Origin of the sequence: Mycolicibacterium baixiangningiae, assembly GCF_016313185.1 — a bacterium.
Classification (GTDB): domain Bacteria; phylum Actinomycetota; class Actinomycetes; order Mycobacteriales; family Mycobacteriaceae; genus Mycobacterium; species Mycobacterium baixiangningiae.
In genome coordinates this window covers 5,324,133-5,349,953 of the sequence record NZ_CP066218.1, presented here as the reverse complement: position 1 = coordinate 5,349,953, position 25,821 = coordinate 5,324,133, and the positions used below count along the sequence as shown (strand labels likewise).

Sequence of the window (25,821 nt, the reverse complement as noted above, 5' to 3'; positions counted from 1 at the left end):
CTCATCACAGCCCCGCTCCGGGAATCCAATTGGTGCCGGCCAGCGGGATGCGCGCCATCGCGGCGGCCTCGATCGTGATGGCCACCAGGTCCTCGGGTTCGAGATGGCAGACGTGGGCCTTCCCGCACGCGCGGGCGATGGTCTGCGCCTCCATCGTCAGCACTCGCAGGTAGTTGGCGAGACGGCGGCCCGCCTCGACCGGATCAAGGCGGGCGGCCAGTTCCGGGTCCTGGGTGGTGATACCGGCCGGATCGCGCCCGTCCTGGAAATCGTCGTAGAACCCTGCGGCGCTGCCGATCTTCTCGTACTCGACGGCGTAGCGCGGATGGTTGTCGCCGAGGGCGATCAGTGCCGCGGTGCCGATGGCCACCGCATCGGCGCCGAGGGCGAGCGCCTTGGCCACGTCCGCGCCGGTGCGGATGCCGCCGGACACGATGAGTTGCACCTTGCGGTGCACCCCGAGTTCCTGTAGCGCCTGCACCGCCTGCGGGATGGCCGCCAGCGTGGGCACGCCGACGTGTTCGATGAACACGTCCTGGGTGGCGGCGGTGCCGCCCTGCATCCCGTCGACCACCACGACGTCGGCGCCCGCGTGCACCGCGAGCTTGACGTCGTAGTAGGTGCGGGTGGCGCCGACCTTGACGTAGATCGGCTTCTCCCAGTCGGTGATCTCACGCAGTTCGTTGATCTTGATGGTGAGATCGTCCGGTCCGGTCCAGTCCGGGTGCCGGCACGCCGACCGCTGGTCGATCCCCTGCGGAAGGGTGCGCATCGACGCGATCCGCTCGGAGATCTTCTGGCCCAGCAGCATTCCGCCACCGCCGGGCTTGGCGCCCTGACCGAGCACCACCTCGATCGCGTCGGCCTTGCGCAGATCGTCGGGGTTCATGCCGTACCGCGACGGCAGGTACTGGTACACCAGGTGCTTGCTCTGCCCACGCTCCTCCTGCGTCATCCCGCCGTCACCGGTGGTGGTGGAGGTGCCCACCTCGCTGGCGCCGCGGCCCAGCGCCTCCTTGGCCTGTCCCGACAGCGCGCCGAAAGACATACCGGCGATGGTCACCGGGATGTCCAGGTGCAGTGGGTACTTCGCGTGACGGTCGCCCAACACCACGTCGGTGGCGCACTTCTCGCGATAGCCCTCCAACGGGTAGCGCGACATCGAGGCGCCGAGGAAGAGCAGATCATCGAAGTGCGGCAGGGCACGCTTGGCGCCCCAGCCGCGGATGTCGTAGATGCCGGTGTCCGCCGCACGTTGGATGCCGGCGATGGTGGCCCGGTCGAAGGTCGCGGATTCGCGCAATCCCAGCCGGGAGCGGTCGTCACTGGAGGAAGTCATCAGTACGCCCCTGTGTTGTCGACGTGGAAGTGGTAGAGCTGGCGGGCCGAGCCGTAGCGGGTGTAGGCCGCGGTGTCGTCGTCCTCGAAACCCGCGGCCTTGAGCAGCCGTCTGAGTTCCTCGTGGTGTTCGTCCCGCATCTCCTTGGCGACGCAGTCCGCACCCAGCGATGCCACCGAGCCGCGGACGTAGAGGCGGGCCTCGTAGATCGAGTCGCCGAGCGCCTCACCGGCGTCACCGCGCACGACGAGCCGGCCGGCCTGGGCCATGAACGCGCTCATGTGGCCGATGTCGCCCCCGACGACGATGTCGATGCCCTTCATCGAGATACCGCACCGCGCAGCGGCATTGCCCTCGATGACCAGCAGCCCACCGTGTCCGGTGGCGCCGGCGGATTGGGACGCGTTGCCCTTGACCCAGACGGTGCCGCTCATCATGTTCTCGGCGACACCGGTGCCGGCGTTGCCGTTGATGACGATCTCGGCCTGCTGGTTCATCCCGGCGGCGTAGTAGCCGACGTGACCGTCGACCGTCACGCGGACGGGCGCGTTGACGCCCACGGCGACGTTGTGCGCGCCGTCGGGATTCTGGATCACGAAGTCACCGGCGATATCGGCGCTGTGCAGCGCGGTGTTGACCTCGCGCAGCTTCGTGGTGCGAAGATCGAAATTCACCGCGTCCATGCGTAAACCACCTCAGGCTCGGGCTCCCAGATTGCTGCATTCTCGACGCCGGGCAGCCCCGACAGTGCGCGGTACTCGCTCGCCATCGCGACCCAGTCGGCGGTCTCGGCGATCACCGCGGGCTTGCAGGCGATCGCGTCGCGTACGACCGCGAAGGAGTCACGGTTGGACACCAACAGGGTGTAGAAGCCGTCGAAGGTGGCGCACAGTTCCTTCAGCGCCGTCTCGACGTCACGGCCCGCCGCGAGCTGTGTCGCGACGAATCGCGCCCCGACCTCCGTGTCGTTCTCGCTGTCGAATTCGACACCGGCAGCGCGTAATTGACGCCGGATGGTGGCGTGGTTGGCGAAGGACCCGTTGTGCACCAGGCACTGGTCGGGCCCGACCGCGTACGGGTGGGCGCCCGACGGCGTGACCGCCGATTCGGTGGCCATCCTGGTGTGCCCGACACCCTGCCAGCCCTGCGCCGACGCCAGACCCCACGCCTCGGCCAGCAGGCGGGGTTCGCCGACACCCTTGAGCACCGCCAGGTCGTCGCCGAAGCCGGCGACCAACGCACCCGGGAACGCCGCGCGTGCCGCGGCGAGCAACGCCTCCGACTCGGCCTCCGCGGTCACCAGGTAGGTGGCGTCGAGCACGGTCACCGACACCTGCACGCCCAGCGCCGAACCGATTGCCTCGCTGACTGAGTCGGGGGACGCCCCGATCTCCAACAGGGAGACGCAGCCGTGGCCGGGTGGTGTCCACGTCGGGTCGCCGTACACCGCGACGCCCGCCGAATCGCTACCGCGGTCGGACATCTCGCACAGCATTCCGGTGAGCAGTTCGCCCAGTCGCGGATGGAGTTCGGGGTTGCGCAGATGCAACCCGACGATCCCACACATCAGTCGCTCGCTTTCTCTATTTTCTTCAGTGGTTCAGGACGATCTAGAACGCGGTCAGGTACTGATCGACCTCCCACGGGCTGACAGTCCCGTGGTAGTCGAAGAACTCGTGCCGTTTGAGGTCGGCGAAGTAGCGGGCGACGCCGCCGCCGCCCGCGGCGTCGAGGACACCGGACACGACGGGGTCGACCTCCAGTTCCTCCACCGCGTGCAGCAGGGTGGGCGGCAGAGGCTTACGGCCTTCCATCACCGCACCGACCGCACCCGGGTCGGCCGAACGCTTGATTCCGTCGACACCCGCCCCCAGGGCCGCGGCGACCGCGAGGTACGGATTGGCCGAACCGTCACCGCCGCGCAGTTCGATGCGCTGTGCGTCGGGCACGCGGATGTAGTGGGTGCGGTCATTGCCGCCGTAGGTGGCGGTCCGCGGTGCCCACGAGGCGCCCGATGCGGTGCTCGTTGCGCCGGTTCGCTTGTAGGAGTTGACCGTTGGGGCGATCACCGACTGCAGCGCGCAGGCGTGGTCGAGGATTCCGCCGATGAACGCGTACGCGGTGTCCGACAGGCCGAGGCCGCGGTCGTCAAGAGCGGCGTCGTCCGCGGGGAACACCGGGGTGCCGCCGCTGGTGAGCGAGAGGTGCAGGTGCAGGCCGGTGCCGGTGCGGTCACCGAACGGCTTGGGCATGAAGGTGGCGACCATGTCGCGTTCGGCGGCGATCATCGACAGCAGGTAGCGCAGCGTGATGACGCGGTCGGCGGTGGTGAGCGCGTCGGCGAACTGGAAGTTCTGCTCGAACTGGCCGTTGCCGTCCTCGTGGTCGTTGGCGTAGTTGGACCAGCCCAACTGGTTCATCGCGGTGGAGATCGCGGTGAGGTGGTCGTACATGCGGGTCACGCCGCGCGCGTCGTAGCAGGGCTGGGCCGCGGTGTCGGCGGCGTCGGCCGTGACGAGGCTGCCGTCGGCGTTGCGTTTGAGCAGGAAGTACTCGACCTCCGCCCCGACCCAGGGTTCGAAGCCGGCGTCGGCGGCCTGCTGGATGAGCGTCTTGAGGATGTTGCGCGGCGCATACGGCCACGGCTTGCCCTCGACGTGGGGATCGCAATGCACGATCGCCAGGCCCTCTTTGACGAAGGGGATGGCCGTGAACGACGCGGGATCCGGGATCGCGACGAGGTCGGGGTCCTTGGGCTCCTGCCCCATGGCGCCTACCGCGTAACCGGCGAAACCAACGCCCTCGGTGGCGAGCTGTTCGACAGCCTCAACGGGAACCAGCTTGGCGCAGGGCTTTCCGCGCAGATCGACGAACAGCGCCAGGATGAACTTGGTGCCGGTCTTCTCGGCGAGCGTGGCGAGATCGGTGGACATAACGGGACCCTTGTCTCTTGGGATGAATCACTGTATCACGATAGGAAACTCGATGGACATGCAAATGCGGCCGACACGGGGTTGTTCACCCCGTGCCGGCCGCAGGCGGTGACTAGACGGGCTGCCAGTCGTATGAGGATTCGCGGTGGAACTTGGCGTCGATGCCCTGTTCCTCTTCGTCGGGCGAGATGCGGATGCCGACGGTCTTCTTGAGCGCGAAGGCGATGATGTACGCGACCACGAACGAATAGAGCATCACCGCGCCGGCCGCGACCGCCTGCTTCCACAGCTGGTCGATCCCGCCGCCGTAGAACAGACCGTTGACGCCGTTCGGCATGCCCTCGCTGGCGAAGAAGCCGATGAGCAGGGTGCCGATCACGCCGCCGACCAGGTGCACGCCCACGACATCGAGCGAATCGTCATAGCCGAAGCGCGATTTGAGGCCGACGGCGTAGACGCAGACCGCACCGGCGATCGCGCCGACGAAGATCGCGCCGACCGGGGTGACCGCACCACAGGCGGGGGTGATCGCGACCAGGCCGGTGATGGCGCCCGATGCCGCACCGACACCGGTGACGTGACCGTCCTTGATCTTCTCGACGGCGAGCCACGCCAGCACCGCCGCGCAGGTGGCGACGAACGTGGTGACCATGACGATGGCCGCCGAGTTGCCTGCGGCCAGCGCGGAACCGCCGTTGAACGCATACCAGCCGGCCCACAGCAGACCCGCGCCGAGCAGCGTCAGCGGCACGTTGTGCGGTTTGCGCAGCTGCCCGAACATCGCCGACTTGCCGAGGACGATCGCGACGGCGAGCGCCGCGGCGCCGGCGTTGATGTGCACCGCGGTGCCACCGGCGAAGTCGACGGCGCCGAGGGTGTTGGCGATCCAGCCGCCGACCGAGTTCTCGGTCACCACACCGTCGAAGGCGAACACCCAATGCGCGACGGGGAAGTACACCAGCACCGCCCACAGCGTGGCGAAGCCCATCCACGCGCCGAACTTCATCCGGTCGGCGACCGCACCGGAGATCAGTGCGACGGTGATGGCGGCGAACAGCGCCTGGAAGACCGCGAACAGGCTGACCGGCAGGCCGTCGACAGTGGTCATCGGCTCGAGCAGGTCCTTCATGCCGGCGAACTCCGTGAAGCTGCCGACGAACCCGCCGTACGAGGTGCCGAACACCATCGAGAACCCGAACAGCACCCACAGGATCCCGACGGATGCGACGGCCCCGAAGGTCATCATCATCATGTTGGTGGAGCTCTTGACGGAGACCATGCCGCCGTAGAACAGCGCGAGACCCGGAATCATCAGCGTGAGGCCGATGATGCAACACAGCATGAATGCTGTGGTTCCTGTATCCATGTGAAACCTCTTCTGCAAGGGATAAGCGGCCCACGGCGGCCGATTACTCGCAGTAACTGATGCTTCTGTTACGGAAACAGGGTCAATTGTGTTGCATCGTCGTTAATTGTGAAATTCGAGCAAAGTCAGAACGCGGGGTGGCCCCACGTTTCGCGGAACGCGATCTGCTCGAGCGGCAGCCGTTCGCGGGGCCTGGAGTCACGTTCGGCGACGGCGTCGTCGACCTGCGAATAGTCCCCGAGCTTTCCGACGGCGACCACGGCCAGCGGAAGCACACCCTCGGGGATACCGAACGCCTCCCGTGCCCCGTCGATGTCGAAGCCGGCCATCGGGTGGGTGATCAGCGAGCGGGACACCGCCTCGACGCTGAGGGCGGCGATCGCGGCACCCGCATCGAGGACGGCGTATCGGGCGGTGCGCTCGTCGTCACCCTCATCGGCGCAGACCAGGATCAGCGCGCTCGCAGCCCGCGCGTAGCTGTTGCCGCGGCGCAGCAGCCCGCCCAGCGCATCGAACGTCGGGTCGCCGCGACGCCCGACGAGGTAGCGCACCGGTTGGCGGCCACCCCACGTCGCGGCCCACCGCGCGGCCTCCAGCAGTGCGGTGAGCGCCTCGTCGTCCAGGGGGGCCGCCGGGTCGAACGCGCGGGGGCTCCAGCGGGCGGCGAGGTGGGGATGGATGGGGACGCGGGTGTCGGCGTGCCGATGGGCGGGCGGGTTGGCCACCACCCGAAGCTACCGGCCGAAAAAAGGAGGTGCGCGCAGCCCTTATCCTTGGTGGGACTTTTTCCCGCGTGAAAGGCGTGACAGTGGCGCTCGTCGTCCAGAAATACGGTGGCTCCTCGGTGTCGGACGCCGAGCGCATCCGCCGCGTCGCCGAACGCATCGTCGAGACCAAGAAGGCGGGCAACGACGTCGTGGTGGTCGTCTCGGCGATGGGTGACACCACCGACGACCTGCTCGACCTGGCCAAGCAGGTGTGCCCGGTTCCACCCGCGCGGGAGCTCGACATGCTGCTCACCGCCGGTGAGCGCATCTCCAACGCCCTGGTGGCGATGGCCATCGAGTCCCTCGGCGCCCAGGCCCGCTCGTTCACCGGTTCGCAGGCCGGCGTGATCACCACCGGGACCCACGGCAACGCCAAGATCATCGACGTCACTCCCGGCCGGCTGCGCTCGGCGCTGGACGAGGGCCAGATCGTGCTGGTCGCCGGATTCCAGGGTGTGAGTCAGGACACCAAAGACGTGACCACGCTCGGACGCGGAGGGTCGGACACCACGGCCGTCGCCGTGGCCGCCGCCCTGAACGCCGATGTCTGCGAGATCTACACCGACGTCGACGGCGTCTACACCGCCGACCCGCGGATCGTGCCCAACGCCCACAAACTCGACACCGTCAGCTTCGAGGAGATGCTCGAGATGGCGGCGTGCGGCGCCAAGGTGTTGATGCTTCGCTGTGTGGAGTACGCCCGCCGCTACGACCTGCCCATCCACGTGCGCTCGTCGTACTCGGACAAACCCGGCACCATCGTCAAAGGATCGATCGAGGACATCGCCATGGAAGACGCCATCCTGACCGGAGTTGCTCACGACCGCAGTGAGTCGAAGGTGACCGTTGTGGGCCTGCCCGACGTTCCCGGCTACGCCGCCAAGGTGTTCCGCGCTGTCGCCGACGCCGACGTGAACATCGACATGGTGTTGCAGAACATCAGCAAGATCGAGGACGGCAAGACCGACATCACGTTCACCTGTGCGCGGGACAACGCCCCCGGCGCGGTGGAGAAGCTCACCTCGCTGCAGGACGAAATCGGTTTCACCCGAGTGCTTTACGACGACCACATCGGCAAGGTGTCGCTGATCGGTGCCGGGATGCGCAGCCATCCGGGCGTCACCGCGACGTTCTGCGAGGCGCTCGCCGAGGTCGGCGTGAACATCGACTTGATCTCGACCTCGGAGATCCGGATTTCGGTGCTGGTCAAGGACACGGAATTGGACAAGGCCGTGGCCGCGTTGCACGAGGCGTTCGGCCTCGGCGGCGACGAAGAGGCGGTCGTCTACGCAGGGACGGGACGTTAGGGATGGTCAACATTGGAGTGGTCGGTGCGACCGGCCAGGTCGGCCAGGTGATGCGCACCCTGCTCGAGGAACGCGATTTCCCGGCGACCAGCGTGCGGTTCTTCGCCTCCGCCCGCTCGCAGGGTAAGAAGCTGCCGTTCCGCGGGCAGGAGATCGAGGTCGAGGACGCCGCGACCGCCGATCCGTCCGGGCTCGACATCGCGCTGTTCTCCGCGGGGGCCACGATGTCGCGGGTGCAGGCCCCGCGGTTCGCCGCGGCCGGTGCCGTCGTCGTCGACAACTCGTCGGCCTGGCGCAACGACCCCGATGTGCCGCTGGTCGTCAGCGAGGTCAACTTCGCCAGCGATGCCGGTAACCGGCCCAAAGGGATCATCGCCAACCCGAACTGCACCACGATGGCCGCGATGCCGGTGCTAAAGCCCCTGCACGACGAGGCCGGCCTGGTGCGCATGATCGCGTCGACCTATCAGGCGGTGTCGGGCAGCGGGCTCGCCGGTGTCGACGAGCTGTTCGGTCAGGCCAGCGCTGTGGTCTCCGGCAGCCGCGACCTGGTGCACGACGGTGGCGCGGTCGAGTTCCCGGCGCCGAGCAAGTATGTCGCGCCGATCGCGTTCAACGTCGTGCCGTTGGCCGGCTCGCTGGTCGACGACGGCTCCGGTGAGACCGACGAGGACCAGAAGCTGCGCAACGAGAGCCGAAAGATCCTGGGCATTCCGGATCTGCTGGTCAGCGGGACGTGCGTGCGGGTACCTGTCTACACCGGGCACTCGCTGTCGATCAACGTCGAGTTCGCCCAACCCCTTTCGGTCGCACGCGCGCAGGAGTTGCTGGCCGGCGCACCCGGGGTGAAGCTGGTCGACGTGCCGACGCCGCTGGCAGCCGCGGGTGTCGACGAATCGCTGGTGGGCCGCATCCGCCAGGACCCGGGTGCCCCGGACGGGCGCGGGCTGGCGCTGTTCATCTCCAGTGACAATCTGCGAAAAGGCGCGGCGCTGAACACGATTCAGATCGCCGAGCTGCTGGCCGCTCAGCTCTGACCGGCGGGTGTACGCGGGCCGCCTGACCGCCGTCGCGGTCCTCGCTGTCGCCTTGTCGGCGCCTGCCGCCCATGCGCAGCCTCCCGCGCCGGTACCCGGTCCGGTCCTGCCGCCGCTGGCGCCCGGGCAGGTGGTGCGGATCGGGCCGACCGCCGGAACCGGAACGCCCACCCGCGATTACGGCATCGGCGCGACAGACCTGTGTGAGTTCATGGAGTTTCCGAGCGGGATCCTGCAGGTCTGCGGCGACAGCTTCGCCGGACAGGGCGTGGGCTTCGGCGGCTGGTATTCGCCTATCGCGCTGCACGTCGAGACCGAATCGATTCTCGACCCGGGTGGTGTGCGCTATGACGGCGTCACCGGGGTGGACACGCCGCTGCTGGCCGATGCGGCGCCGGCCGGTTCATCGCAACTGCCCGCCGGCGTGGTGCAGATCAATCGTGAGAACTACATGCTGGTCACCACCACCCGTGACCTGCGTCCGCAGACCTCCCGGTTGGTGAAAGCCGAGTCCGCGCAGGGTAATTGGCGCACGGTGCCGGGTTCGGAGCGGGATGCGGGGGATGCCGAGGGGTGGCAGTCACAGATCAGCGGCTACTACGACCCGATCCCGACTCCGGACTCGCCCAGCGGGTGGGTGTACATCGTGGCCAACAACTTCGACCGCAGCGGACCGGTCGTGCTGTACCGGGCCGCGCCGCAGGTGTTCACCGACCGCGATGGGTGGCAGGGGTGGTCCGCCGAGCAGGGCTGGGGGCATGTGCCGACACCGCTGTGGGAGGACCGCGTCGGTGAGATGAGTGTGCGGCAGATCGACGGGAAGACCGTGCTGTCGTATTTCAACGCCAGTACGGGGAACATGGAGATGCGGGTGGCCGAGAGCCCTATCGGGCTGGGTACCGCTCCGGTGACCACGGTCGTCGTCGCCGCCGACTGGCCGGATCAGGTGGAGTTCCTGCCACCCCCGGAGATCAACCGACTGGCCCAGCCGTACGGCGGCTACATCTCGCCGGGCTCGACGCTGGATGAGGTGCGGGTGTTCGTCAGCCAGTGGAACACCACGCCGCTCGGCGACAATGCGCCGTACCGGGTGATTCAGTTCGCGGTGAATCCCTATGAGCCGGGGGAGCTGCTGCCCTGGCCGGTGCCCTGGCCGCCGCGGTAGATCCTCGCGTCGCTCGATTTGCGTAACGGGAGGGTGCTCTGCGGGCCGGATTTCCGCCGTGGCGTTACGCAAGTGGCCCGGCCCCGTCCACTTCACAGCGGATTCATAGCCCATACAGGTCCGCCACATCAGCAGCGCTCGCATCATCGGGCGCATGACTGAAACCCCGTCGACCCCCGCGTCGGCCTCCGAACCGCAGACCGAACCGGTCCACACGACCACCCAGCAGCCGGTGTATGTCGAAGCGCCCAAGGAACGCCGCCGTGCGAGCGTCACCACGATCGCCGCCTGGGTCGGCATCGTGGCCGGCGTCGTGTTCATCGTCGCCGTCGTCTTCTTCTCCGGCTTCGTGCTCGGCAAGAGCTCCGGCGGCGGTCACCACCGCGATGGCGGCCCCGGTCACGGTCACATGATGTTCCGCGACGGCCCACCCTCCGGCATGCTCCCGATGATGCCCCGTGGTCAGTTCGAGCGGCCGGCATCGCCCTTCGGCCCTGGTCAACCCGGTATGCAGCCCGCGCAGCCCGCCCAGCCCGGAAGCCCCTCCACGACCGCGCCATCGCGACCGTGATTGGACTCTTCCAGACACAATCGTGATGGCGGTGACAGCGCCGAGCCGAAGGTGAAGGCCGGCGCGCAGGCGTAACTCCTCGCCGGGTGCACGGTTGTTGCACACCCCTCTCGGGTATTGCGTACAACAACCGTGCACTCGGCGTTGCTGTTGGTCGGTCTTGCTGCCTGCGGCGGGGCTGGCATGATCGCATCATGAGCATCGAAGTGAAGTACACCGCAGAATCGACGGCCAGCGGCGGCGGCCGCAACGGCCACGTGAAGTCCAGCGACGACAAGATCGACCTGGACACCCGCCCGCCGAAGGAGCTGGGCGGCAGCGGTGAGGGCGTCAACCCGGAGCTGCTCTTCTCGGCCGGCTACGCCGCGTGCTTCCTGGGTGCGCTGCGCCTGCAGGCCAAGAACAATGACGTCGAGATCGACGAGGCGTCGGCGATCACCGCGCAGGTCGGGTTCGGTCCCGACTCCGAGGGTGGGTTCGGTCTGACCGCCCACCTGGTCGGCTACCTGCCCGGGCTCGAGCAGTCCGTCGCCGACGACCTCATGGAGAAGGCGCACGCCTTCTGCCCGTACTCCAAGGCCACCCGCGGCAACATCGACGTGAAGCTGTCGGCGAAGGTCTAGCACCGATGCGGTTCCTGGTGGGCGTCGCCGCGGCCGGTCTCGTACTGGCCGTGGCGGCACCCGCGCAGGCCCGCCCGTCGGATCCGGGCGTGGTCAACTACGCCGTGCTCGGCAAGGGTTCGGTGGGCAACATCGTCGGCGCCTCGATGCGCTGGGAGTCCTTCTTCACCCACCCGGTGCAGGGCTTCTACGTGGACAACCCGGCGTGCAACAACTGGGCCGACATCGGTCTGCCCGAGGTCTACAACGATCCCGACCTCGCGTCGTTCAACGGTGCCGTCGCGCAGGAGTCGCCGACCGACGGCACCCATCTGGTCAAACAGGCAGTGGGGGTGTACGCCACCGCCGACGCCGCCGAGCGCGCGTACCGCCGCGTCGTCGACCGCACCGCAGGATGCGCGGGCCAGACCACCGCGATGCACCTCGACAACTTCACCACCCAGGTGTGGACGTTCACCGGCGGTCCGCCCGGTCCGGCCGACGCCGACTGGGTCAAGCAGGAGGCCGGCACCGACCGGCGCTGCTTCACCACCACCCGCAAGCGGGAAAATGTTCTGCTGCAAGCGAAGGTGTGTCAGTCCGGCAACGGCGGCCCGGCGGTCAACGTGCTGGCCGGCGCCATGCAGAACACGCTGGGGCAATGACGACCGGGCGCGCGGAAACGCGTATGTCACCAAGCTGTCACGCATAAATAAGGTGCACTTGTCGGTCGGCTCTGGACAATGAGGACGGAAGCGGTGATCGGCCGATCCCGCGGCTGCCTACCAGCGGTCCAGTCTTAGCGGTCCGGACCCGGGAGGGATGGGTTGTGTTGACCGTTCCGATGACGTGTGACCCGGGGTGCGATGCGGGTCCCGAAGAATTCGCCTCGGCTGCCGATGCCGCCGAGTACATCACCGCAGGCTGCCTGCACGACGGCCCGGTCGGCCGGGTGGGTCTCGAGATCGAGGCACACTCCTACGATCTGGCCGACCCGCACCGGCGCCCGCAGTGGGGTGAGGTGACGGACGCGATCGCGAGCGTCCCCGTGCTCCCCGGAGGCAGCCGGATCACCGTCGAACCCGGCGGCGCCGTGGAACTGTCCGGCCCTCCCGGCGACGGCCCGCTGGCCGCTATCACCGCGATGACCGCCGACCGGGCGGTGCTGCGGTCGGCCTTCGCCCGGCGCGGGCTCGGGCTGGTGCTCCTCGGTGCCGATCCGCTGCGCCGGCCGCGCAGAGTCAACCCCGGGGCCAGGTACTCGGCGATGGAGGCGTTCTTCTCCGCCAGTGGCACCGGGGCGGCCGCTGCGTTCATGATGACCTCGACGGCGTCGGTGCAGGTCAACCTCGACGCCGGCCCCCGCCGCCACTGGGCGGCCCGGGTCCGGTTGGCGCATGCGCTCGGCCCGACGATGATCGCCGTCACCGCCAATTCCCCGCTGCTGGCCGGCCGCTTCTCCGGGTGGAGCAGCAGCAGGCAGTGGGTTTGGGGCGAGCTGGATGAAGCTCGCTGCGGTCCGGTGCTCGGCGTGGACGGGGACGATCCGGCCAGCGATTGGGCACGGTACGCCCTGCGCGCTCCGGTGATGCTGGTGCACAGTCCCGACCCGGTGGCGGTGCCGAACTGGGTGCCGTTCGCCGACTGGGCCGACGGACGGGCGATCCTCGGCGGGCGGCGGCCGACGCGGGCCGATCTCGACTACCACCTGACCACCCTGTTCCCGCCGGTGCGTCCCCGCCGGTGGCTCGAAATCCGTTATCTGGACGCCGTTTCAGATGCGCTGTGGCCGGCCGTCGCCTTCACCGTGACCACCCTGCTCGACGATCCGGTGGCCGCGGACATCGCCGCGGAGGCCACCGAGCCGGTGGCCACCGCCTGGGATCGTGCGGCGCGCATGGGCTTGGCTGACCGCCGGTTGCACGTGGCGGCGATGCGCTGCGTCGCGGCGGCTGCCGAGCGGGCGCCGGCACCGCTCATGGAATCGATGGAGCAGCTGATGCGTTCGGTCGAAGAAGGGCGAAGCCCGGCGGACGACTTCGCCGACCGGGCCGTCGCATACGGGATCGGCCCAGCGGTACGGCAGCTCGCGAAAGGTGAGTCTTGACTCCACGTGACACCCTGGCCGACGGGCTCACACGGGCGCGCGAGCGCACGCTTCGTCTGGTCGACCTCGACGATGCGGAGTTGCGTCGCCAGTACGACCCGCTGATGAGTCCGCTTGTCTGGGACCTGGCGCATATCGGCTGGCAGGAGGAGCTGTGGCTGCTCCGCGACGCGGATCTGGCCCGCCCCGGGCTGCTGGCCTCCGACGTCGAGCGGCTGTACGACGCGTTCCAGAACCCCCGCGCGAAGCGGGCCGACCTGCCGCTGCTGCCCCCGACCGACGCCCGCGGCTACTGCAGGACGGTGCGCAACAAGGTGCTCGACCGGCTCGACGCGCTACCGGAGGACGCGCTGACCGAGGACGATGCCGACTTCACCTTCGCGCTCGCGGTCAGCCATGAGCACCAGCACAACGAGACCATGCTGCAGGCGATCAATCTGCGGTCCGGCGCGCCGCTGCTCGGTACCGGAACGCCACTGCCCGCCGGGCGGCCAGGCCTCGCGGGTACGTCGGTGCGGGTGCCGGGTGGCCCCTTCGTGCTGGGCGTCGACGCCGTCACCGAACCTCATTCGCTCGACAACGAACGACCCGCCCACACCGTCGACGTGCCCGCGTTCCGGATCGGCCGCGTCCCCGTCACCAACGGCGAATGGCAGCAGTTCGTCGACGACGGCGGGTACCGGCGGCCGCAGTGGTGGTCCGAACCCGGCTGGGCGCACCGGGAACGTGTCGGGTTGAGCGCCCCGCAGTTCTGGAACGGCGACGGGACACGAACCCGATTCGGGCACGTCGAAGAGATCCCCGCCGACGAACCGGTCCAGCACGTCACGTTCTTCGAGGCCGAGGCGTACGCCCGGTGGGCCGGGGCGCGGCTGCCCAGCGAGTTCGAATGGGAGAAGGCCTGCGCCTGGGATCCGGCTACCGGGCGGCGCCGCAGGTACCCGTGGGGGTCCTCGGCGCCGACCGCCCATCTGGCCAACCTCGGTGGCGACGCGTTGCGGCCCGCGCCCGTCGGCGCGTATCCGGCCGGGGCATCGGCCTACGGCGCCGAGCAGATGCTCGGCGATGTGTGGGAGTGGACCACCTCGTCGCTGCGGCCCTGGCCCGGCTTCACCCCGATGCTCTATGAGCAGTATTCGCAACCGTTCTTCGACGGCGCCGGGTCAGGGGACTACCGGGTACTGCGCGGCGGGTCGTGGGCGGTCGGGGCGGACATCCTGCGACCCAGCTTCCGCAACTGGGACCACCCGATCCGCAGGCAGATCTTCTCCGGGGTCAGGTTGGCATGGTCTGACGACGAGTCGGAGGACCAGGAGGGCGGGTCCTGATGTGCCGCCACCTCGGCTGGCTCGGGGCGCCCCGCTCCGTGGCGTCGCTCATGCTCGATCCGCCGTACGGCCTGCTCGTGCAGTCCTACGCGCCGCGCCGTCAGAAGCACGGCCTGATGAACGCCGACGGCTGGGGCGTGGGCTTCTTCTCACCCGACACGCCCGACGGAGGACCTCGCCGGTGGCGTAGCGCCGCTCCGCTGTGGGGTGACGCGTCGTTCGCCTCGGTCGCGCCCGCGCTGCGCAGCGGATGCGTCGTCGGCGCGGTGCGCTCGGCCAGCATCGGGATGCCGATCGAGCCGACGGCGTCCGCCCCGTTCACCGACGGGGCGTGGCTGCTGTCGCACAACGGGCTCGTCGACCGGGCGGTGCTGCCGCTGTCCGCGCACGCCGAGTCGACCGTCGACAGCGCGCTGCTCGCGGCCCTGATCTTCGACCGGGGCATGGACCGGCTCGGCGACACCGTCAGCGAAGTGGCCGCGCGCGATCCCCAGGCACGCCTGAACATCCTCGCCGCCAACGGATCCGAACTGGTCGCCACCACCTGGGGTGACACCCTGTCGGTGCTACGCACCGGGGACGGCGTGGTCCTGGCCAGCGAACCCTACGACGACGATCAGGGCTGGGAGGAGATCCCGGACCGCCACCTGGTCCACACCGACGGCGACGCGGTGCACATGACCGCGCTGAAAGGACCGGCATGACGTTCACCATCGCCACCTACCTGGCGGCCGACTCCGCCGCCCAGGCGCTGCGCCGCGATGTGCGCGACGGACTGACCACCACACCGAAGACGTTGCCACCCAAGTGGTTCTACGACTCCGCCGGCAGTGACCTGTTCGACCAGATCACCCGGCTGCCCGAGTACTACCCGACACGCACCGAGGCGCAGATCCTGCGCGATCGCTCCGCCGAGATCGCTGCCGCCACCGACGCCGACACCCTGGTCGAGCTGGGCAGTGGCACCTCGGAGAAGACCCGGATGCTGTTGACGGCGCTGCATGACCACGGGTCGCTGCGCCGGTTCATCCCCTTCGACGTCGACGCGAGCGTGCTGCGCAGCGCCGGCACTGCGCTGGAGGCGGAGTACGCGGGCCTCGAGATCGAGGCGGTCTGCGGCGATTTCGAGGAACACCTCGGCAAGATCCCCCAGGGCGGCCGGCGCGTGATCGCATTCCTCGGGTCGACGATCGGCAACCTCACCCCCACTCCCCGCGCGGACTTCCTCGCCACCCTGGCCGACACCATGGCGCCCGGCGACGCGCTGCTGCTGGGCACCGATCTGATCAAGGACACCGACCGGCTGGTCCGGGCCTACGACGACAGCGAAGGTGTGACGGCGCGGTTCAACCGCAACGTCCTCGCCGTGGTCAACAGGGAACTCGACGCCGACTTCGACGTGGAGGCCTTCGCGCACGTCGCCCGCTGGAACCCCGACGAGCGGCGCATCGAAATGTGGCTGCGTGCAACGGCTTCGCAGCGCGTGCGCATCAGGGCGCTGGACCTGAGCGCCGAATTCGCCGCCGGGGAGGAGATGCTCACCGAGGTCTCCTGCAAGTTCCGGCCCGACGACGTCGCCGCCGAACTCGCCGCCGCGGGTCTGCGCCGCACGCACTGGTGGACCGACCCCGCGGGTGACTTCGGGCTGTCATTGGCCGTGAAGTGACCGGGACACTGCCAGAGCGCTGGCGCGCGGCACGGCCGAAACCGGCCGGCGTGCACCTCGACAGCGGGGCCTGCTCGCGGCAGGGCTTCGCTGCCATCGACGCCGCCGCCCAGCACGCGCGTCACGAAGCCGAAGTGGGCGGCTACGTCGCGCTCGAGGCGGCGGCGCCGGTGCTCGACGCCGGCCGCGCCGCCGTCGCCGCACTCACCGGTCTGGCGCCCACCGACGTCATCTTCACCACCGGTGCGAACCATGCGCTGGACCTGTTGCTCGCCAGCTGGGACGGCGACCGCTCGGTGGCGTGCCTGCTCGGGGAGTACGGGCCGAACCTCGCACTGATGGCGGCCAACGGATTTCGAGTCTCACCGCTACCCGTCGACGAACACGGGCGGCTCGACATCGACGCGGCCGCCGAGGCGTTGGCACGGGAACGGCCGGGGTTGGTGCACCTGACCCCGCTGGGCAGTCATCGTGGGCTGGCCCAGCCTCTGCGCCCGCTCGCCGAGGTGTGTCGTGACCTCGATCTACCGCTCGTCGTCGATGCCGCCCAGGCGCTCGGCCACCTCGACTGCACGGTGGCGCCCCATGCGATCTACTCGTCGTCGCGCAAGTGGCTCGCCGGGCCCCGGGGCGTCGGTGTCTTGGCCCTCCATCCCGACTTCGCCGCCATGCTGCGGCCACGCTTCCCGCCGTCGGAACCCTCCGCGCCTCTGACCGTCCTGCAGCAGCTGGCCCATGGCGAGTCGAATGCGGCTGCGCGCGTGGGGTTTTCGGTGGCGATCGGGGAGCATCTCGCCACCGGCGACGAGGACGTGAGGGCCCGGCTCGCCGAGGTCGGCCGGCTGACCCGGGAGGTGATGGCCGACGTCGCCGGCTGGCGCGTGGTCGAACCGGTCGACGAGCCGACGGCCATCACCACGCTGGTGCCGACCGACGGCGCTGACCCGCACCGGGTGCGCGCGTGGCTGATCGACGAGCGGCGCATCGTCACCACCGCGTGCGATGCGCGGCGCGCCCCGCAGGAACTGACGGTGCCGGTGCTGCGGCTCTCACCGCACGTCGACGTCGCGCCCGACGAACTGGAGCTGACGGCCGCCGCGCTGTCCGACGCCGCGACCGGGTGAGCCCTACTCGGACTTGTGCGCGGTGAGCAGGAACGCCGGGAACTTCAACCGGCCCTTCTCGTCACGGTCATACGGTGCGTCCGCCGGGATCCCCGGCATTGCCAGCGCATTGGCGTGGATGAAGGCCGGGAGGATGTCGTCGACGGTCCAGTGCCGTGACACCGCGTCGCGCAGTTCGGCTTCCTCCACCTCGCGCGGTTTGGTCTCCAGGTGGGCCGGGAACGCACCCTTGGCGAACGCGAGGATGAAGAGTTTCGCACCGGGGGAGGCGGCCCGGTGGATCGAGCGCAGATAGCCGTCACGGACCCCGATCGGCAGCGAATGGAACAGCGTGCTGTCGAGGACGGTGCTGAAACGCCCGTCGTAGCCGCTCAGCGCGGTGATGTCGGCCTGGGCGAAACTGGCGGTCACCAGGTTCCGCACCTGGGCGGCGTTGTTGGCCGCCGCGATGGCCGTCGGGCTGATGTCGATGCCGACCACGGTGTATCCGTCCGCGGCCAGTGCCAGCGACAATTCGGCGTGCCCGCACCCGGCGTCGAGCACGGCGCTGCGGAACCGGCCCGCGCGGTGCAGCGCCGCCAGCTCCGGCTGGGGCTCACCGATGTTCCACGGGGGAGGGCCGCCGAACACGCCGTCGCCCCGGTAAGCGCTGTCCCAATCCATCACCTCTGACGTCATGGTGCCAACCTACGCGCGCCCGTCCCACGAGTGCACGGGCTCGTTGCTGTGCATGCGCTGGCAGTAGAGGCGGAGCATCTCGGCCAGCGCGGCCGGCCGCGCGAGACCGCGTTTCTGCAGCGCCTGCACCGTCGTGATCTGCCAGGTGGCGCCGTTGCGGCCGGTCTTGGCGCGGCCTTCGATCACCCCGAGGTAGCGGTCGCGCACCTCTGCGGCCACCCCCCACCGGCGCAATCCCTCGTCGGCCATCGGGAGTAGCTGGCGCAGCACCAACTCATCGGGTGTCACCTCGCCGAGCCCCGGCCAGTACAGCCGCGCGTCCATCCCGTGCTGCGCGGCGGCGCGGAAATTGTGCTCGGCCGTCGCGAAACTCAACTTCGTCCACAGCGGCCGGTCCTCTTCGGACATCGTGCGCAGCACCCCGTAGTAGAACGCCGAATTCGCCAGCATGTCGATCACCGTCGGCCCGGCGGGCAGCACCCGATTCTCCACCCGCAGATGCGGTGTGCCGTTGACCACGTCGTACACCGGCCGGTTCCACCGGTAGATCGTGCCGTTGTGCAGCCGCAGCTCCGAGAGCTTCGGCGTGCGGCCCGCGGCCAGTTCGGCGACGGGGTCTTCGTCGGACACTTCGGGTAGCAGCGACGGAAAGTAGCGGACGTTCTCCTCGAAGAGATCGAAGATGGAGGTGATCCAGCGTTCGCCGAACCACACCCGCGGCCGGACGCCCTGGGTCTTCAACTCGTCGGGCCGGGTGTCGGTGGCCTGGGTGAACAGTTCGATGCGGGTCTCGGCCCACAGCTGGTGGCCGAAGAAGTACGGGGAGTTGGCGCCCAGCGCCAGCTGCGGTCCCGCGATGACCTGTGCGGCGTTCCAGTTGCGCGCGAAATCGGCGGGGGAGACCTGAAGGTGTAGCTGCATGCTCGTGCACGCCGACTCGGGGGCGATGGTCGCAGCCTGCAGGCTGAGCCGCTCGGGGCCGGCGATGTCGATCAGGATATCCTCGCCGCGCGCGGTGAAAATCGAATCGTTGAGCGCCTGATAACGCGTCGACTCGCTCATCCAGCCGTCCGAGAGGTGTTCGGGCATCAGCGTCGGCAGGATGCCGATCATCACGATGTGGGCGCCGTCGGAGTCGGCTTTCCCTTCGGCGGCGTTGAGGCTGGCGCGCACCTCGGCTTCCAGTTCGAGTGCGGCGCGGCCGGGTAGCGGCCGCGGCGGCACGTTGAATTCGATGTTGTAGGCGCCCAATTCGGTCTGATATGCCGGATCGGCGATCGACGCGAGCACCTCGGAATTGCTCATCGCCGGCTGGTAGTCGGCGTCGACGAGGTTGCACTCGATCTCCATACCGGTCAACGGGCGCTCGAACTCGAAACTCGACTGCGCCAGCATCGTCTCGAACACATCGAGGCACAGCTGCACCTTGCGGCGGTACTCGCGACGGTGCGCCCGGCTGAACTCCGTCTGCTTCACTTCTTCGCCCACTCCGCCGATGCTAGTGACGACATCACGGGTATTCGCTTGATCGGTGGGTGCATATCCGCCGCGAACGGGGGTAGCTCCGCGTCATGGACATCACCGTCACCTTCATCGGCAACGCCACGACGCTGCTCACCGCCGATGGAATCACGCTGTTGACGGATCCGAACTTCCTGCACCGCGGCCAGCACGCATACCTGGGGTACGGGTTGTTGTCGAAGCGGTTGCACGATCCGGCGCTCGATATCGACCGGTTGCCGGCGCTCGATGCGGTGCTGCTGTCGCACATGCACGGTGACCACTGGGATCGGGTGGCGCAGAACGGGCTCGACCGTTCGCTGCCGGTGGTGACCACACCGCATGCGGCCAAACGCCTGCGGCGCCGTGGCTTCGCCCATGCCGTCGCGCTCGACACGTGGCAGCAGCACACCATCACCAAGGGTGGCACCACGGTCAGCGTCACCGCACTGCCCGGGCGGCACGCGCCGACCCCCGTCAACCGCGTGCTGCCCCCGGTGATGGGGTCGATGGTGGAGGTCTCCGGCCCCGACGGCTCCAGGCGGCGGCTCTACATCTCCGGCGACACCCTGCTCATCGAGGAACTCGGCGAGATCCCGCGCCGGTTCCCCGACATCGACGCGGGCGTCCTGCACCTCGGCGGTACCCGGCTGCCGTTCGGCAGGCATCTGCCATTCGGGCTGACCGTGACGATGGACGGCAAGCAGGGCGCCGGCGTCGCCGAACTCCTCGACCTGCCGAAGGTGATTCCGGTGCACTTCAACGACTACGGGGTGTTCGCCTCACCGCTGTCGGATTTCCTCGACGAGATGAAGGGGCGCGGCCTGGCCGAGCGCGTCATCGAACTGGACCGCGGCGCATCGGTCACCGTTTGACGGGTTGGGCGGTGGGTACGCGCCGCTGACGTGGGCTGGCCCACACCATCGAAGGAGCCCGACATGACCGACGTTTCATCGAAGCCGCCCGACGCCGGCGACAACCGCGATGTGCTCACCGATCGGCAAGGTCATCCGATCTACGACAACCAGAATCAGCGCACGGTCGGCGCGCGCGGCCCGGCGACCCTGGAGAACTACCACTTCCTCGAGAAGACCAGCCACTTCGATCGTGAGCGGATCCCCGAGCGGGTCGTCCATGCCCGCGGATTCGTCGCCTACGGGTACTTCGAGAGCAGCGGCACATGGGGTGACGAGCCGATCGCGAACTACACGCGCGCCAAGATCTTCGACACCCCCGGCAAGCGGACCGACCTGGCGATCCGGCTGTCGAGTGTGATCGGCGGCCGCGACTCGTCGGAGACCGCCCGCGATCCGCGTGGTTTCGCGGTGAAGTTCTACACCGAGGACGGCAACTGGGACCTCGTCGGCAACAACCTCGGGGTGTTCTTCATCCGCGACGCCGTGAAATTCCCGGACGTGATCCATTCCCTCAAGCCCGATCCGGTGACCTTCCGGCAGGAGCCGGCACGCATCTTCGATTTCATGTCGCAGACGCCGGAGTCGATGCACATGCTGGTCAACCTGTTCTCGCCACGCGGCATCCCGGCGAATTACCGCACGATGCAGGGCTTCGGCGTCAACACCTACCGGTGGGTGAACGCCGACGGCGACTCGGTTCTCGTGAAATACCACTGGATGCCCAAGATCGGGGTCAAGAGCCTCACCGAGGCCGACGCGGCCGCGATCCAGGCCCAGGACCTCGGCCACGCCAGCAAGGACATCTACGAGGCGATCGAATCGGGCGACTACCCGGAGTGGGAGTTGCTCGTGCAGATGATGAGCGACGACGAGCACGCCGAACTCGACTTCGATCCCCTCGACGACACGAAGTTGTGGCCGGAGAACGAGTTCCCGCCCAAGCACGTCGGCACGATGGTGCTCAACCGCAACGTGTCCAACCACTTCGCCGAGAACGAACAGATCGCGTTCGGCACCGGTGTGCTGGTCGACGGGCTGGAGTTCTCCGACGACAAGATGCTCGTCGGGCGCACATTCTCGTACTCCGACACCCAGCGCTACCGCGTCGGGCCGAACTATCTGCAGCTGCCGGTGAACCAGGCCAAGAACGCCAAGGTGTCGACCAATCAGCAGGGCGGCCAGATGCAGTACCGCGTCGACGACAACGGGGCCAACCCGCACGTCAACTACGAGCCGTCGATCACCGGTGGGCTGCGGGAAGCGGCGTACCCGACCCACGACGAGGTGGGTCCGGTGATCAGCGGCCGGTTGACCCGCAAGCGGATTCCGCGCACCAACGACTACACCCAGGCGGGTCAGCGCTATCAGCTGATGGAGCAGTGGGAGCGCGACGATTTGGTGCTCAACCTGGCCACCAACATCTCCGAGGCCGTGCGCGACGTCCAGGAGCGGATGGTCTGGCACTTCCTGATGTGCGACGACGAGCTCGGCATCCGGGTCGGCGAGGGTCTGGGCATCTCGCCAGACGACGTGCGGCATCTGGAACCGCTGAAATCCCAGACGCTGTCCGACGAGGAAGAGCAGCGCCGGGCCAACCTCGGCAAGAACGGCCCGCGCGATGTGGAGGGTCTGACGATGACGCACTGCGTGCCCGACGAGCACGTGGTGGTTGCGGGCACCTGAGGGGTCAGAGTTCGGCGAGCGGCCGCGGTCGCAGCAGCAGTGTCGCCACCACGCTGATGACCGCGGTCGCCACCAGATAGCCGCAGGCCAGCCACGGGGTGCCGCCCCCGACGGCGATGAGCGCCGTGAGGATCAGCGGGGTCAGACCGGAGGCGTAGACGCCGGAGAGCTGATAGACGGTCGAGAGCCCCGTGTAGCGGATCCGGGTCGGGAACAGCGACGCGTACAGCGTGCCCTGCGCGCCGTAGAACCAGGCGTGGATGACGCCGAAGACCAGCACCATGCCAATCGTGTACGCCACCATGCTGCCGGTGTTGAACAGCGCGAAGACCGGGAATACCGCGGCCGCGTAGGCGGCGATGCCCGACCCGTAGACCACCTTGGCGCCGAACCGGTCGACGAGCATTCCGGAGACCGGCAGCAGGACGGCCATCAGCAGCGCCGACACCGTCACCACGATCAGCACCGGCACCTTCTCGAAATGCAGCGTCGCCGTCGCGTACGAGATGGCGAACACGCCCCAGGTGTTGAAGGCGGCACCCTCACCCCAGCGCGACAGCATGCCCAGCACGGTCGTCTTCAGCATCGGCGGGCGGAAGATCTCCTTGACCGGGACCGCGGAACGCTGGTCGTCGGCGCGGACCTTTTCGAAGGCCGGGGTCTCGGCGGCCTTGAGGCGCACCACCACCCCGAAGATCACCAGCACGACGCTCACCAGGAACGCGATCCGCCAGCCGTAGGTCAGGAACGCCTCCTCGGGCAGCGCCACCTGCAGCAGCGCGAACACCCCGGTGCCCAGCGCCAGACCCAGCGCGAGACCGATCTGCGGGACGCTGCCGGAGAAGCCGCGCCGGTTGGCCGGGCTGTGCTCGACGGCCAGCAGCACCGCGCCGGCCCATTCGCCGCCGAGCGCGAACCCCTGCGCCATGCGCAGCAGTAACAGCAGGATCGGCGCCAGTACGCCGATCTGCGCGGCCGTCGGCAAGACACCCATCAGCGCGGTCGCCCCGCCCATCAGGAACATCGTCAGCGCCAGGGTGCGTTTGCGGCCGATGCGGTCCCCGATGTGCCCGAACACGAACCCACCGATAGGCCGCACCACGAAGCCGACCGCGAACGTCGCGAACGACAGCATGGTCCCGACGAACGAACTCTGATCCGGGAAGAACGCGTGGTTGAACACCAGGCTCGCGGCGGTCGCGTAGAGGAAGAAGTCGTACCACTCGATCGTCGTCCCGACCAGGCTGGACAGCAGGGCGGTACGCACCCGTCGTGCGTCGGGCTCGGCGGCGTCAGATCCCGGGGCGATCGGTGGGTCGGCGATGGTCACGCTGCGCTATTAGCCCCGATTCGGTACGTGCGCGCAAGATTTCTGCGCACGGTGATCCGAAGTGCTCAGCGCCGATGAGCGATCAGGATCTGCTCGCTGAGCACCCCGCCGCGCAGCTCGATCTCGATGCCGGGGCCGGCGTGTGCGGCCAGCGCACGCAGCGCGGCCGGGCTGTAGCAGCGCAGCGAGCTGATCACCCCGTCGTGCACGAACGGCACGAACGGTGCGAGCGGCAGCATGGTCAGCAGCCGCAGCACGTGCAGCGGCGCGGGCGGCCGCGGCAGGTCGACGATCAACAGTTTGTCGGCGACCCGGGTGCCCTCGGCGATCGCCCGGGCGGCCGCGGCCGGCGGCAGGTGGTGAAACGACAGCGCGAACACCGCGAGGTCGAACGCGCCGTCGTCGGCGTCGATCGCGGTCGCGTCCATGACCTTCACCCGCGCCCGCGGATCGGCGCCGAGTTCACTTTCGGCCATCGCGGCCACCGACGCTTCGTCGAGATCGGTGACGGTCACCTCGGCGGTGGGGTGTGCGTCGAGCAGCCGGCGGGACAGGCCGCCGTGGCCTGCGCCCAGTTCGAGCACCTTCGGATCGGGTACGTCGGCGATCTCCGCCAGCGCGATCTCGGCGAATTTGTCGTGGTTGCCGAAGAAGTCACCGGTGCGCTCCAGCGCGCGCACGACGCTGCGCTTCACGCGCTCGTCGACGTCGTCGCGATCCAGGTACTCCTGGCGGTCGGTTTCCAGGAGCCGGTCCAGACACGATGCGCGCGGACCACCGCGGGGCATCCGGTCGATGTCGGCGATCTGCGTTGCCATGTGGTCCATGATGGACGACTGAACCCGACACGACGGACATGAAGGAGAAGTGTGGCCGAGTTCGTCGCCGCCATCGACCAGGGCACCACCAGCACCCGGTGCATGATCTTCGACCACGACGGCGCCGAGGTCGGCCGCCACCAGCTCGAACACGAGCAGATCCTTCCGCGGGCGGGCTGGGTGGAGCACAACCCGGTGGAGATCTGGGAGCGCACCGCGTCGGTGATCATGTCGGCGCTCAACCGGACCAACCTGTCGGCGACGGATCTGTGCGCCTTTGGGATCACCAACCAGCGGGAGACCGCGCTGGTGTGGAACCGTCGCACGGGGCGGCCGTACTACAACGCGATCGTGTGGCAGGACACCCGTACCGACCGGATCGCCACCGCGCTCGACCGCGACGGGCACGGCGACGTGATCCGCCGCAAGGCCGGGCTGCCGCCCGCGACGTACTTCTCCGCGGGCAAGGTGCAGTGGATCCTCGACAACGTCGACGGGGTGCGGGAGGCTGCCGAGAAGGGTGACGCGATTTTCGGCACCGCTGACAGCTGGGTGCTGTGGAATCTGACCGGCGGGCCGCGCGGCGGCGTGCACGTCACCGACGTGACCAATGCCAGCCGCACCATGCTGATGGACCTCGAGACGCTGGACTGGGACGACGAGCTGTTGTCGTTCTTCGGGATTCCGCGCCAGATGCTGCCCGAGATCAAACCCTCGTCGTGTCCGGACTGTCACGGTGTCACCCGCGAGGACGGACCGCTCGGCGGTGAGGTGCCCATCACCGGCATCCTGGGCGATCAGCAGGCCGCGATGGTCGGGCAGGTGTGCCTGTCGGCGGGGGAGGCCAAGAACACCTACGGCACAGGCAATTTCCTGCTGCTCAACACCGGCGAGAAGATCGTCCGCTCGGACAACGGGCTGCTGACGACGGTCTGCTACCAGTTCGGAGACGCGAAACCCGTTTACGCCCTTGAGGGTTCGATCGCGGTGACCGGGTCGGCGGTGCAGTGGCTGCGCGATCAGCTGGGCATCATCAGCGGTGCGTCGCAGAGCGAGGCGCTGGCCCGGCAGGTCGAGGACAACGGCGGCGTGTACTTCGTGCCCGCGTTCTCCGGACTGTTCGCCCCGTACTGGCGCTCGGACGCCCGCGGCGCGATCGTCGGGCTGTCCCGCTACAACACGAACGCCCATGTGGCCCGCGCGACGCTGGAGGCGATCTGCTACCAGAGCCGCGACGTCGTCGACGCCATGGAGGCCGACTCCGGCGTTCACCTCGAGGTGCTCAAGGTCGACGGCGGCATCACCGCCAACGACCTGTGCATGCAGATCCAGGCCGACGTGCTCGGCGTCGACGTCGTCAAACCGGTGGTGGCCGAAACCACCGCGCTCGGTGCGGCATACGCGGCGGGGTTGGCGGTCGGCTTCTGGGACGGCGCCGACGATCTGCGCCGAAACTGGCAGGAGGACAAGCGCTGGACGCCGGACTGGACCGACGAACAGCGCGCCGACGGCTACGCCGGCTGGCAGAAAGCCGTGCAGCGCACGCTCGACTGGGTGGACGTCGAGTGATTTCGGCGCGCTCC

At 68.6% G+C, this 25,821-nt stretch carries 24 protein-coding genes; 14 read left to right on the top strand and 10 right to left on the bottom strand.

Translation table 11 applies throughout. From position 1 onward, the window contains the following. Positions 1–4 precede the first annotated feature (4 nt). The 6 genes from I7X18_RS25425 to I7X18_RS25400 all read right to left on the bottom strand — a co-directional run bounded on the left by I7X18_RS25425 (position 5) and on the right by I7X18_RS25400 (position 6,363). The gene (locus tag I7X18_RS25425; protein WP_193046740.1) at positions 5–1,339 is read right to left on the bottom strand and encodes an FMN-binding glutamate synthase family protein; all 1,335 of its coding nucleotides are present in this window, start codon (positions 1,337–1,339) and stop codon (positions 5–7) included. Continuing rightward, entirely contained in the window at positions 1,339–2,022 is a 684-nt protein-coding gene (locus tag I7X18_RS25420; RefSeq protein WP_193046739.1) for a protein glxC, read from the bottom strand. The genes I7X18_RS25425 and I7X18_RS25420 overlap by 1 nt, the downstream gene beginning before the upstream one ends. Next, positions 2,010–2,906 carry a class II glutamine amidotransferase domain-containing protein gene (locus tag I7X18_RS25415; protein WP_193046738.1) on the bottom strand — a complete coding sequence of 299 codons (897 nt, stop codon included), beginning with the start codon at positions 2,904–2,906 and terminating at the stop codon, positions 2,010–2,012. The genes I7X18_RS25420 and I7X18_RS25415 overlap by 13 nt, the downstream gene beginning before the upstream one ends. Positions 2,907–2,949: 43 nt before the next feature. After that, a complete protein-coding gene (gene glnT, locus I7X18_RS25410; RefSeq protein ID WP_193046737.1) occupies positions 2,950–4,272 on the bottom strand; it encodes a type III glutamate--ammonia ligase in 1,323 nt (440 codons plus the stop codon). Positions 4,273–4,384: 112 nt separating this feature from the next. Next, entirely contained in the window at positions 4,385–5,638 is a 1,254-nt protein-coding gene (locus I7X18_RS25405; protein WP_193046736.1) for an ammonium transporter, read from the bottom strand. A gap of 125 nt (positions 5,639–5,763) precedes the next feature. Beyond that, complete coding sequence (locus I7X18_RS25400; protein ID WP_193046735.1) at positions 5,764–6,363, bottom strand: nitroreductase family protein; 600 nt, start codon at positions 6,361–6,363, stop codon at positions 5,764–5,766. A gap of 83 nt (positions 6,364–6,446) precedes the next feature. On the opposite strand from I7X18_RS25400, the gene I7X18_RS25395 reads away from it, so the two are divergent. The 11 genes from I7X18_RS25395 (at position 6,447) to egtE (ending at position 17,312) form a co-directional block, all read left to right on the top strand. Next, entirely contained in the window at positions 6,447–7,712 is a 1,266-nt protein-coding gene (locus tag I7X18_RS25395) for an aspartate kinase (RefSeq protein ID WP_193046734.1), read from the top strand. A 2-nt stretch (positions 7,713–7,714) separates the two neighbouring features. Beyond that, positions 7,715–8,749, top strand: coding sequence for an aspartate-semialdehyde dehydrogenase (locus I7X18_RS25390; protein ID WP_193046733.1), 1,035 nt, complete (start codon positions 7,715–7,717; stop codon positions 8,747–8,749). A 22-nt stretch (positions 8,750–8,771) separates the two neighbouring features. Further along, complete coding sequence (locus I7X18_RS25385; RefSeq protein WP_193046883.1) at positions 8,772–9,914, top strand: DUF4185 domain-containing protein; 1,143 nt, start codon at positions 8,772–8,774, stop codon at positions 9,912–9,914. Between the two features lie 154 nt (positions 9,915–10,068). Continuing rightward, positions 10,069–10,485, top strand: coding sequence for a hypothetical protein (locus I7X18_RS25380; RefSeq protein ID WP_226863730.1), 417 nt, complete (start codon positions 10,069–10,071; stop codon positions 10,483–10,485). A gap of 194 nt (positions 10,486–10,679) precedes the next feature. Further along, positions 10,680–11,108, top strand: a complete 429-nt coding sequence (locus tag I7X18_RS25375; protein WP_193046732.1) for an organic hydroperoxide resistance protein — start codon at positions 10,680–10,682, stop codon at positions 11,106–11,108. A 5-nt stretch (positions 11,109–11,113) separates the two neighbouring features. Then, entirely contained in the window at positions 11,114–11,752 is a 639-nt protein-coding gene (locus I7X18_RS25370; protein ID WP_193046731.1) for a sensor domain-containing protein, read from the top strand. A gap of 179 nt (positions 11,753–11,931) precedes the next feature. After that, positions 11,932–13,194, top strand: a complete 1,263-nt coding sequence (gene egtA, locus I7X18_RS25365; RefSeq protein ID WP_193046881.1) for an ergothioneine biosynthesis glutamate--cysteine ligase EgtA — start codon at positions 11,932–11,934, stop codon at positions 13,192–13,194. Next, on the top strand, positions 13,191–14,522 hold the full coding sequence (egtB, locus tag I7X18_RS25360) for an ergothioneine biosynthesis protein EgtB (RefSeq protein WP_193046730.1): 1,332 nt from the start codon (positions 13,191–13,193) through the stop codon (positions 14,520–14,522). Before egtA ends, egtB begins: the two co-directional genes overlap by 4 nt. Beyond that, positions 14,522–15,226 (top strand): ergothioneine biosynthesis protein EgtC, encoded by a 705-nt coding sequence (gene egtC / locus I7X18_RS25355; protein ID WP_193046729.1) that lies wholly within the window; start codon positions 14,522–14,524, stop codon positions 15,224–15,226. Before egtB ends, egtC begins: the two co-directional genes overlap by 1 nt. Then, positions 15,223–16,188, top strand: coding sequence for an L-histidine N(alpha)-methyltransferase (gene egtD / locus I7X18_RS25350; RefSeq protein WP_193046728.1), 966 nt, complete (start codon positions 15,223–15,225; stop codon positions 16,186–16,188). The genes egtC and egtD overlap by 4 nt, the downstream gene beginning before the upstream one ends. Continuing rightward, positions 16,185–17,312 (top strand): ergothioneine biosynthesis PLP-dependent enzyme EgtE, encoded by a 1,128-nt coding sequence (gene egtE / locus I7X18_RS25345; RefSeq protein WP_193046727.1) that lies wholly within the window; start codon positions 16,185–16,187, stop codon positions 17,310–17,312. Before egtD ends, egtE begins: the two co-directional genes overlap by 4 nt. A 3-nt stretch (positions 17,313–17,315) precedes the next feature. Here egtE and I7X18_RS25340 read toward each other — a convergent pair whose 3' ends face one another. Further along, positions 17,316–17,990: a class I SAM-dependent methyltransferase gene (locus tag I7X18_RS25340; protein WP_193046726.1), complete on the bottom strand. Its 675-nt coding sequence runs from the start codon at positions 17,988–17,990 to the stop codon at positions 17,316–17,318. A 9-nt stretch (positions 17,991–17,999) separates the two neighbouring features. Beyond that, positions 18,000–19,478, bottom strand: coding sequence for a glutamate-cysteine ligase family protein (locus I7X18_RS25335; protein ID WP_193046725.1), 1,479 nt, complete (start codon positions 19,476–19,478; stop codon positions 18,000–18,002). An 83-nt stretch (positions 19,479–19,561) separates the two neighbouring features. On the opposite strand from I7X18_RS25335, the gene I7X18_RS25330 reads away from it, so the two are divergent. Both I7X18_RS25330 and I7X18_RS25325 read left to right on the top strand, forming a co-directional pair. Further along, positions 19,562–20,365 carry an MBL fold metallo-hydrolase gene (locus I7X18_RS25330; protein WP_193046724.1) on the top strand — a complete coding sequence of 268 codons (804 nt, stop codon included), beginning with the start codon at positions 19,562–19,564 and terminating at the stop codon, positions 20,363–20,365. Positions 20,366–20,428: 63 nt separating this feature from the next. Then, on the top strand, positions 20,429–22,090 hold the full coding sequence (locus I7X18_RS25325; protein ID WP_193046723.1) for a catalase: 1,662 nt from the start codon (positions 20,429–20,431) through the stop codon (positions 22,088–22,090). 4 nt (positions 22,091–22,094) lie between these two features. Here I7X18_RS25325 and I7X18_RS25320 read toward each other — a convergent pair whose 3' ends face one another. Further along, on the bottom strand, positions 22,095–23,420 hold the full coding sequence (locus I7X18_RS25320; protein WP_193046722.1) for an MFS transporter: 1,326 nt from the start codon (positions 23,418–23,420) through the stop codon (positions 22,095–22,097). 65 nt (positions 23,421–23,485) lie between these two features. Then, positions 23,486–24,247, bottom strand: a complete 762-nt coding sequence (locus I7X18_RS25315; RefSeq protein WP_193046721.1) for a class I SAM-dependent methyltransferase — start codon at positions 24,245–24,247, stop codon at positions 23,486–23,488. A 42-nt stretch (positions 24,248–24,289) separates the two neighbouring features. Here I7X18_RS25315 and glpK point away from each other — a divergent pair, with 42 nt between their 5' ends. Then, entirely contained in the window at positions 24,290–25,807 is a 1,518-nt protein-coding gene (glpK, locus tag I7X18_RS25310) for a glycerol kinase GlpK (RefSeq protein ID WP_193046720.1), read from the top strand. The last annotated feature ends 14 nt before the right edge of the window (positions 25,808–25,821 follow it).

Coding starts and splice junctions, on each gene's coding strand:
- I7X18_RS25370 (WP_193046731.1), top strand. CDS start 11,114: ATGCGGTTCCTGGTGGGCGTCGCCGCGGCCGGTCTCGTACTGGCCGTG.
- I7X18_RS25405 (WP_193046736.1), bottom strand. CDS start 5,638: ATGGATACAGGAACCACAGCATTCATGCTGTGTTGCATCATCGGCCTC.
- I7X18_RS25375 (WP_193046732.1), top strand. CDS start 10,680: ATGAGCATCGAAGTGAAGTACACCGCAGAATCGACGGCCAGCGGCGGC.
- I7X18_RS25315 (WP_193046721.1), bottom strand. CDS start 24,247: ATGGACCACATGGCAACGCAGATCGCCGACATCGACCGGATGCCCCGC.
- egtA (WP_193046881.1), top strand. CDS start 11,932: ATGACGTGTGACCCGGGGTGCGATGCGGGTCCCGAAGAATTCGCCTCG.
- I7X18_RS25390 (WP_193046733.1), top strand. CDS start 7,715: ATGGTCAACATTGGAGTGGTCGGTGCGACCGGCCAGGTCGGCCAGGTG.
- I7X18_RS25340 (WP_193046726.1), bottom strand. CDS start 17,990: ATGACGTCAGAGGTGATGGATTGGGACAGCGCTTACCGGGGCGACGGC.
- I7X18_RS25330 (WP_193046724.1), top strand. CDS start 19,562: ATGGACATCACCGTCACCTTCATCGGCAACGCCACGACGCTGCTCACC.
- I7X18_RS25420 (WP_193046739.1), bottom strand. CDS start 2,022: ATGGACGCGGTGAATTTCGATCTTCGCACCACGAAGCTGCGCGAGGTC.
- I7X18_RS25415 (WP_193046738.1), bottom strand. CDS start 2,906: ATGTGTGGGATCGTCGGGTTGCATCTGCGCAACCCCGAACTCCATCCG.
- glnT (WP_193046737.1), bottom strand. CDS start 4,272: ATGTCCACCGATCTCGCCACGCTCGCCGAGAAGACCGGCACCAAGTTC.
- egtC (WP_193046729.1), top strand. CDS start 14,522: ATGTGCCGCCACCTCGGCTGGCTCGGGGCGCCCCGCTCCGTGGCGTCG.
- egtD (WP_193046728.1), top strand. CDS start 15,223: ATGACGTTCACCATCGCCACCTACCTGGCGGCCGACTCCGCCGCCCAG.
- I7X18_RS25325 (WP_193046723.1), top strand. CDS start 20,429: ATGACCGACGTTTCATCGAAGCCGCCCGACGCCGGCGACAACCGCGAT.
- I7X18_RS25380 (WP_226863730.1), top strand. CDS start 10,069: ATGACTGAAACCCCGTCGACCCCCGCGTCGGCCTCCGAACCGCAGACC.
- I7X18_RS25425 (WP_193046740.1), bottom strand. CDS start 1,339: ATGACTTCCTCCAGTGACGACCGCTCCCGGCTGGGATTGCGCGAATCC.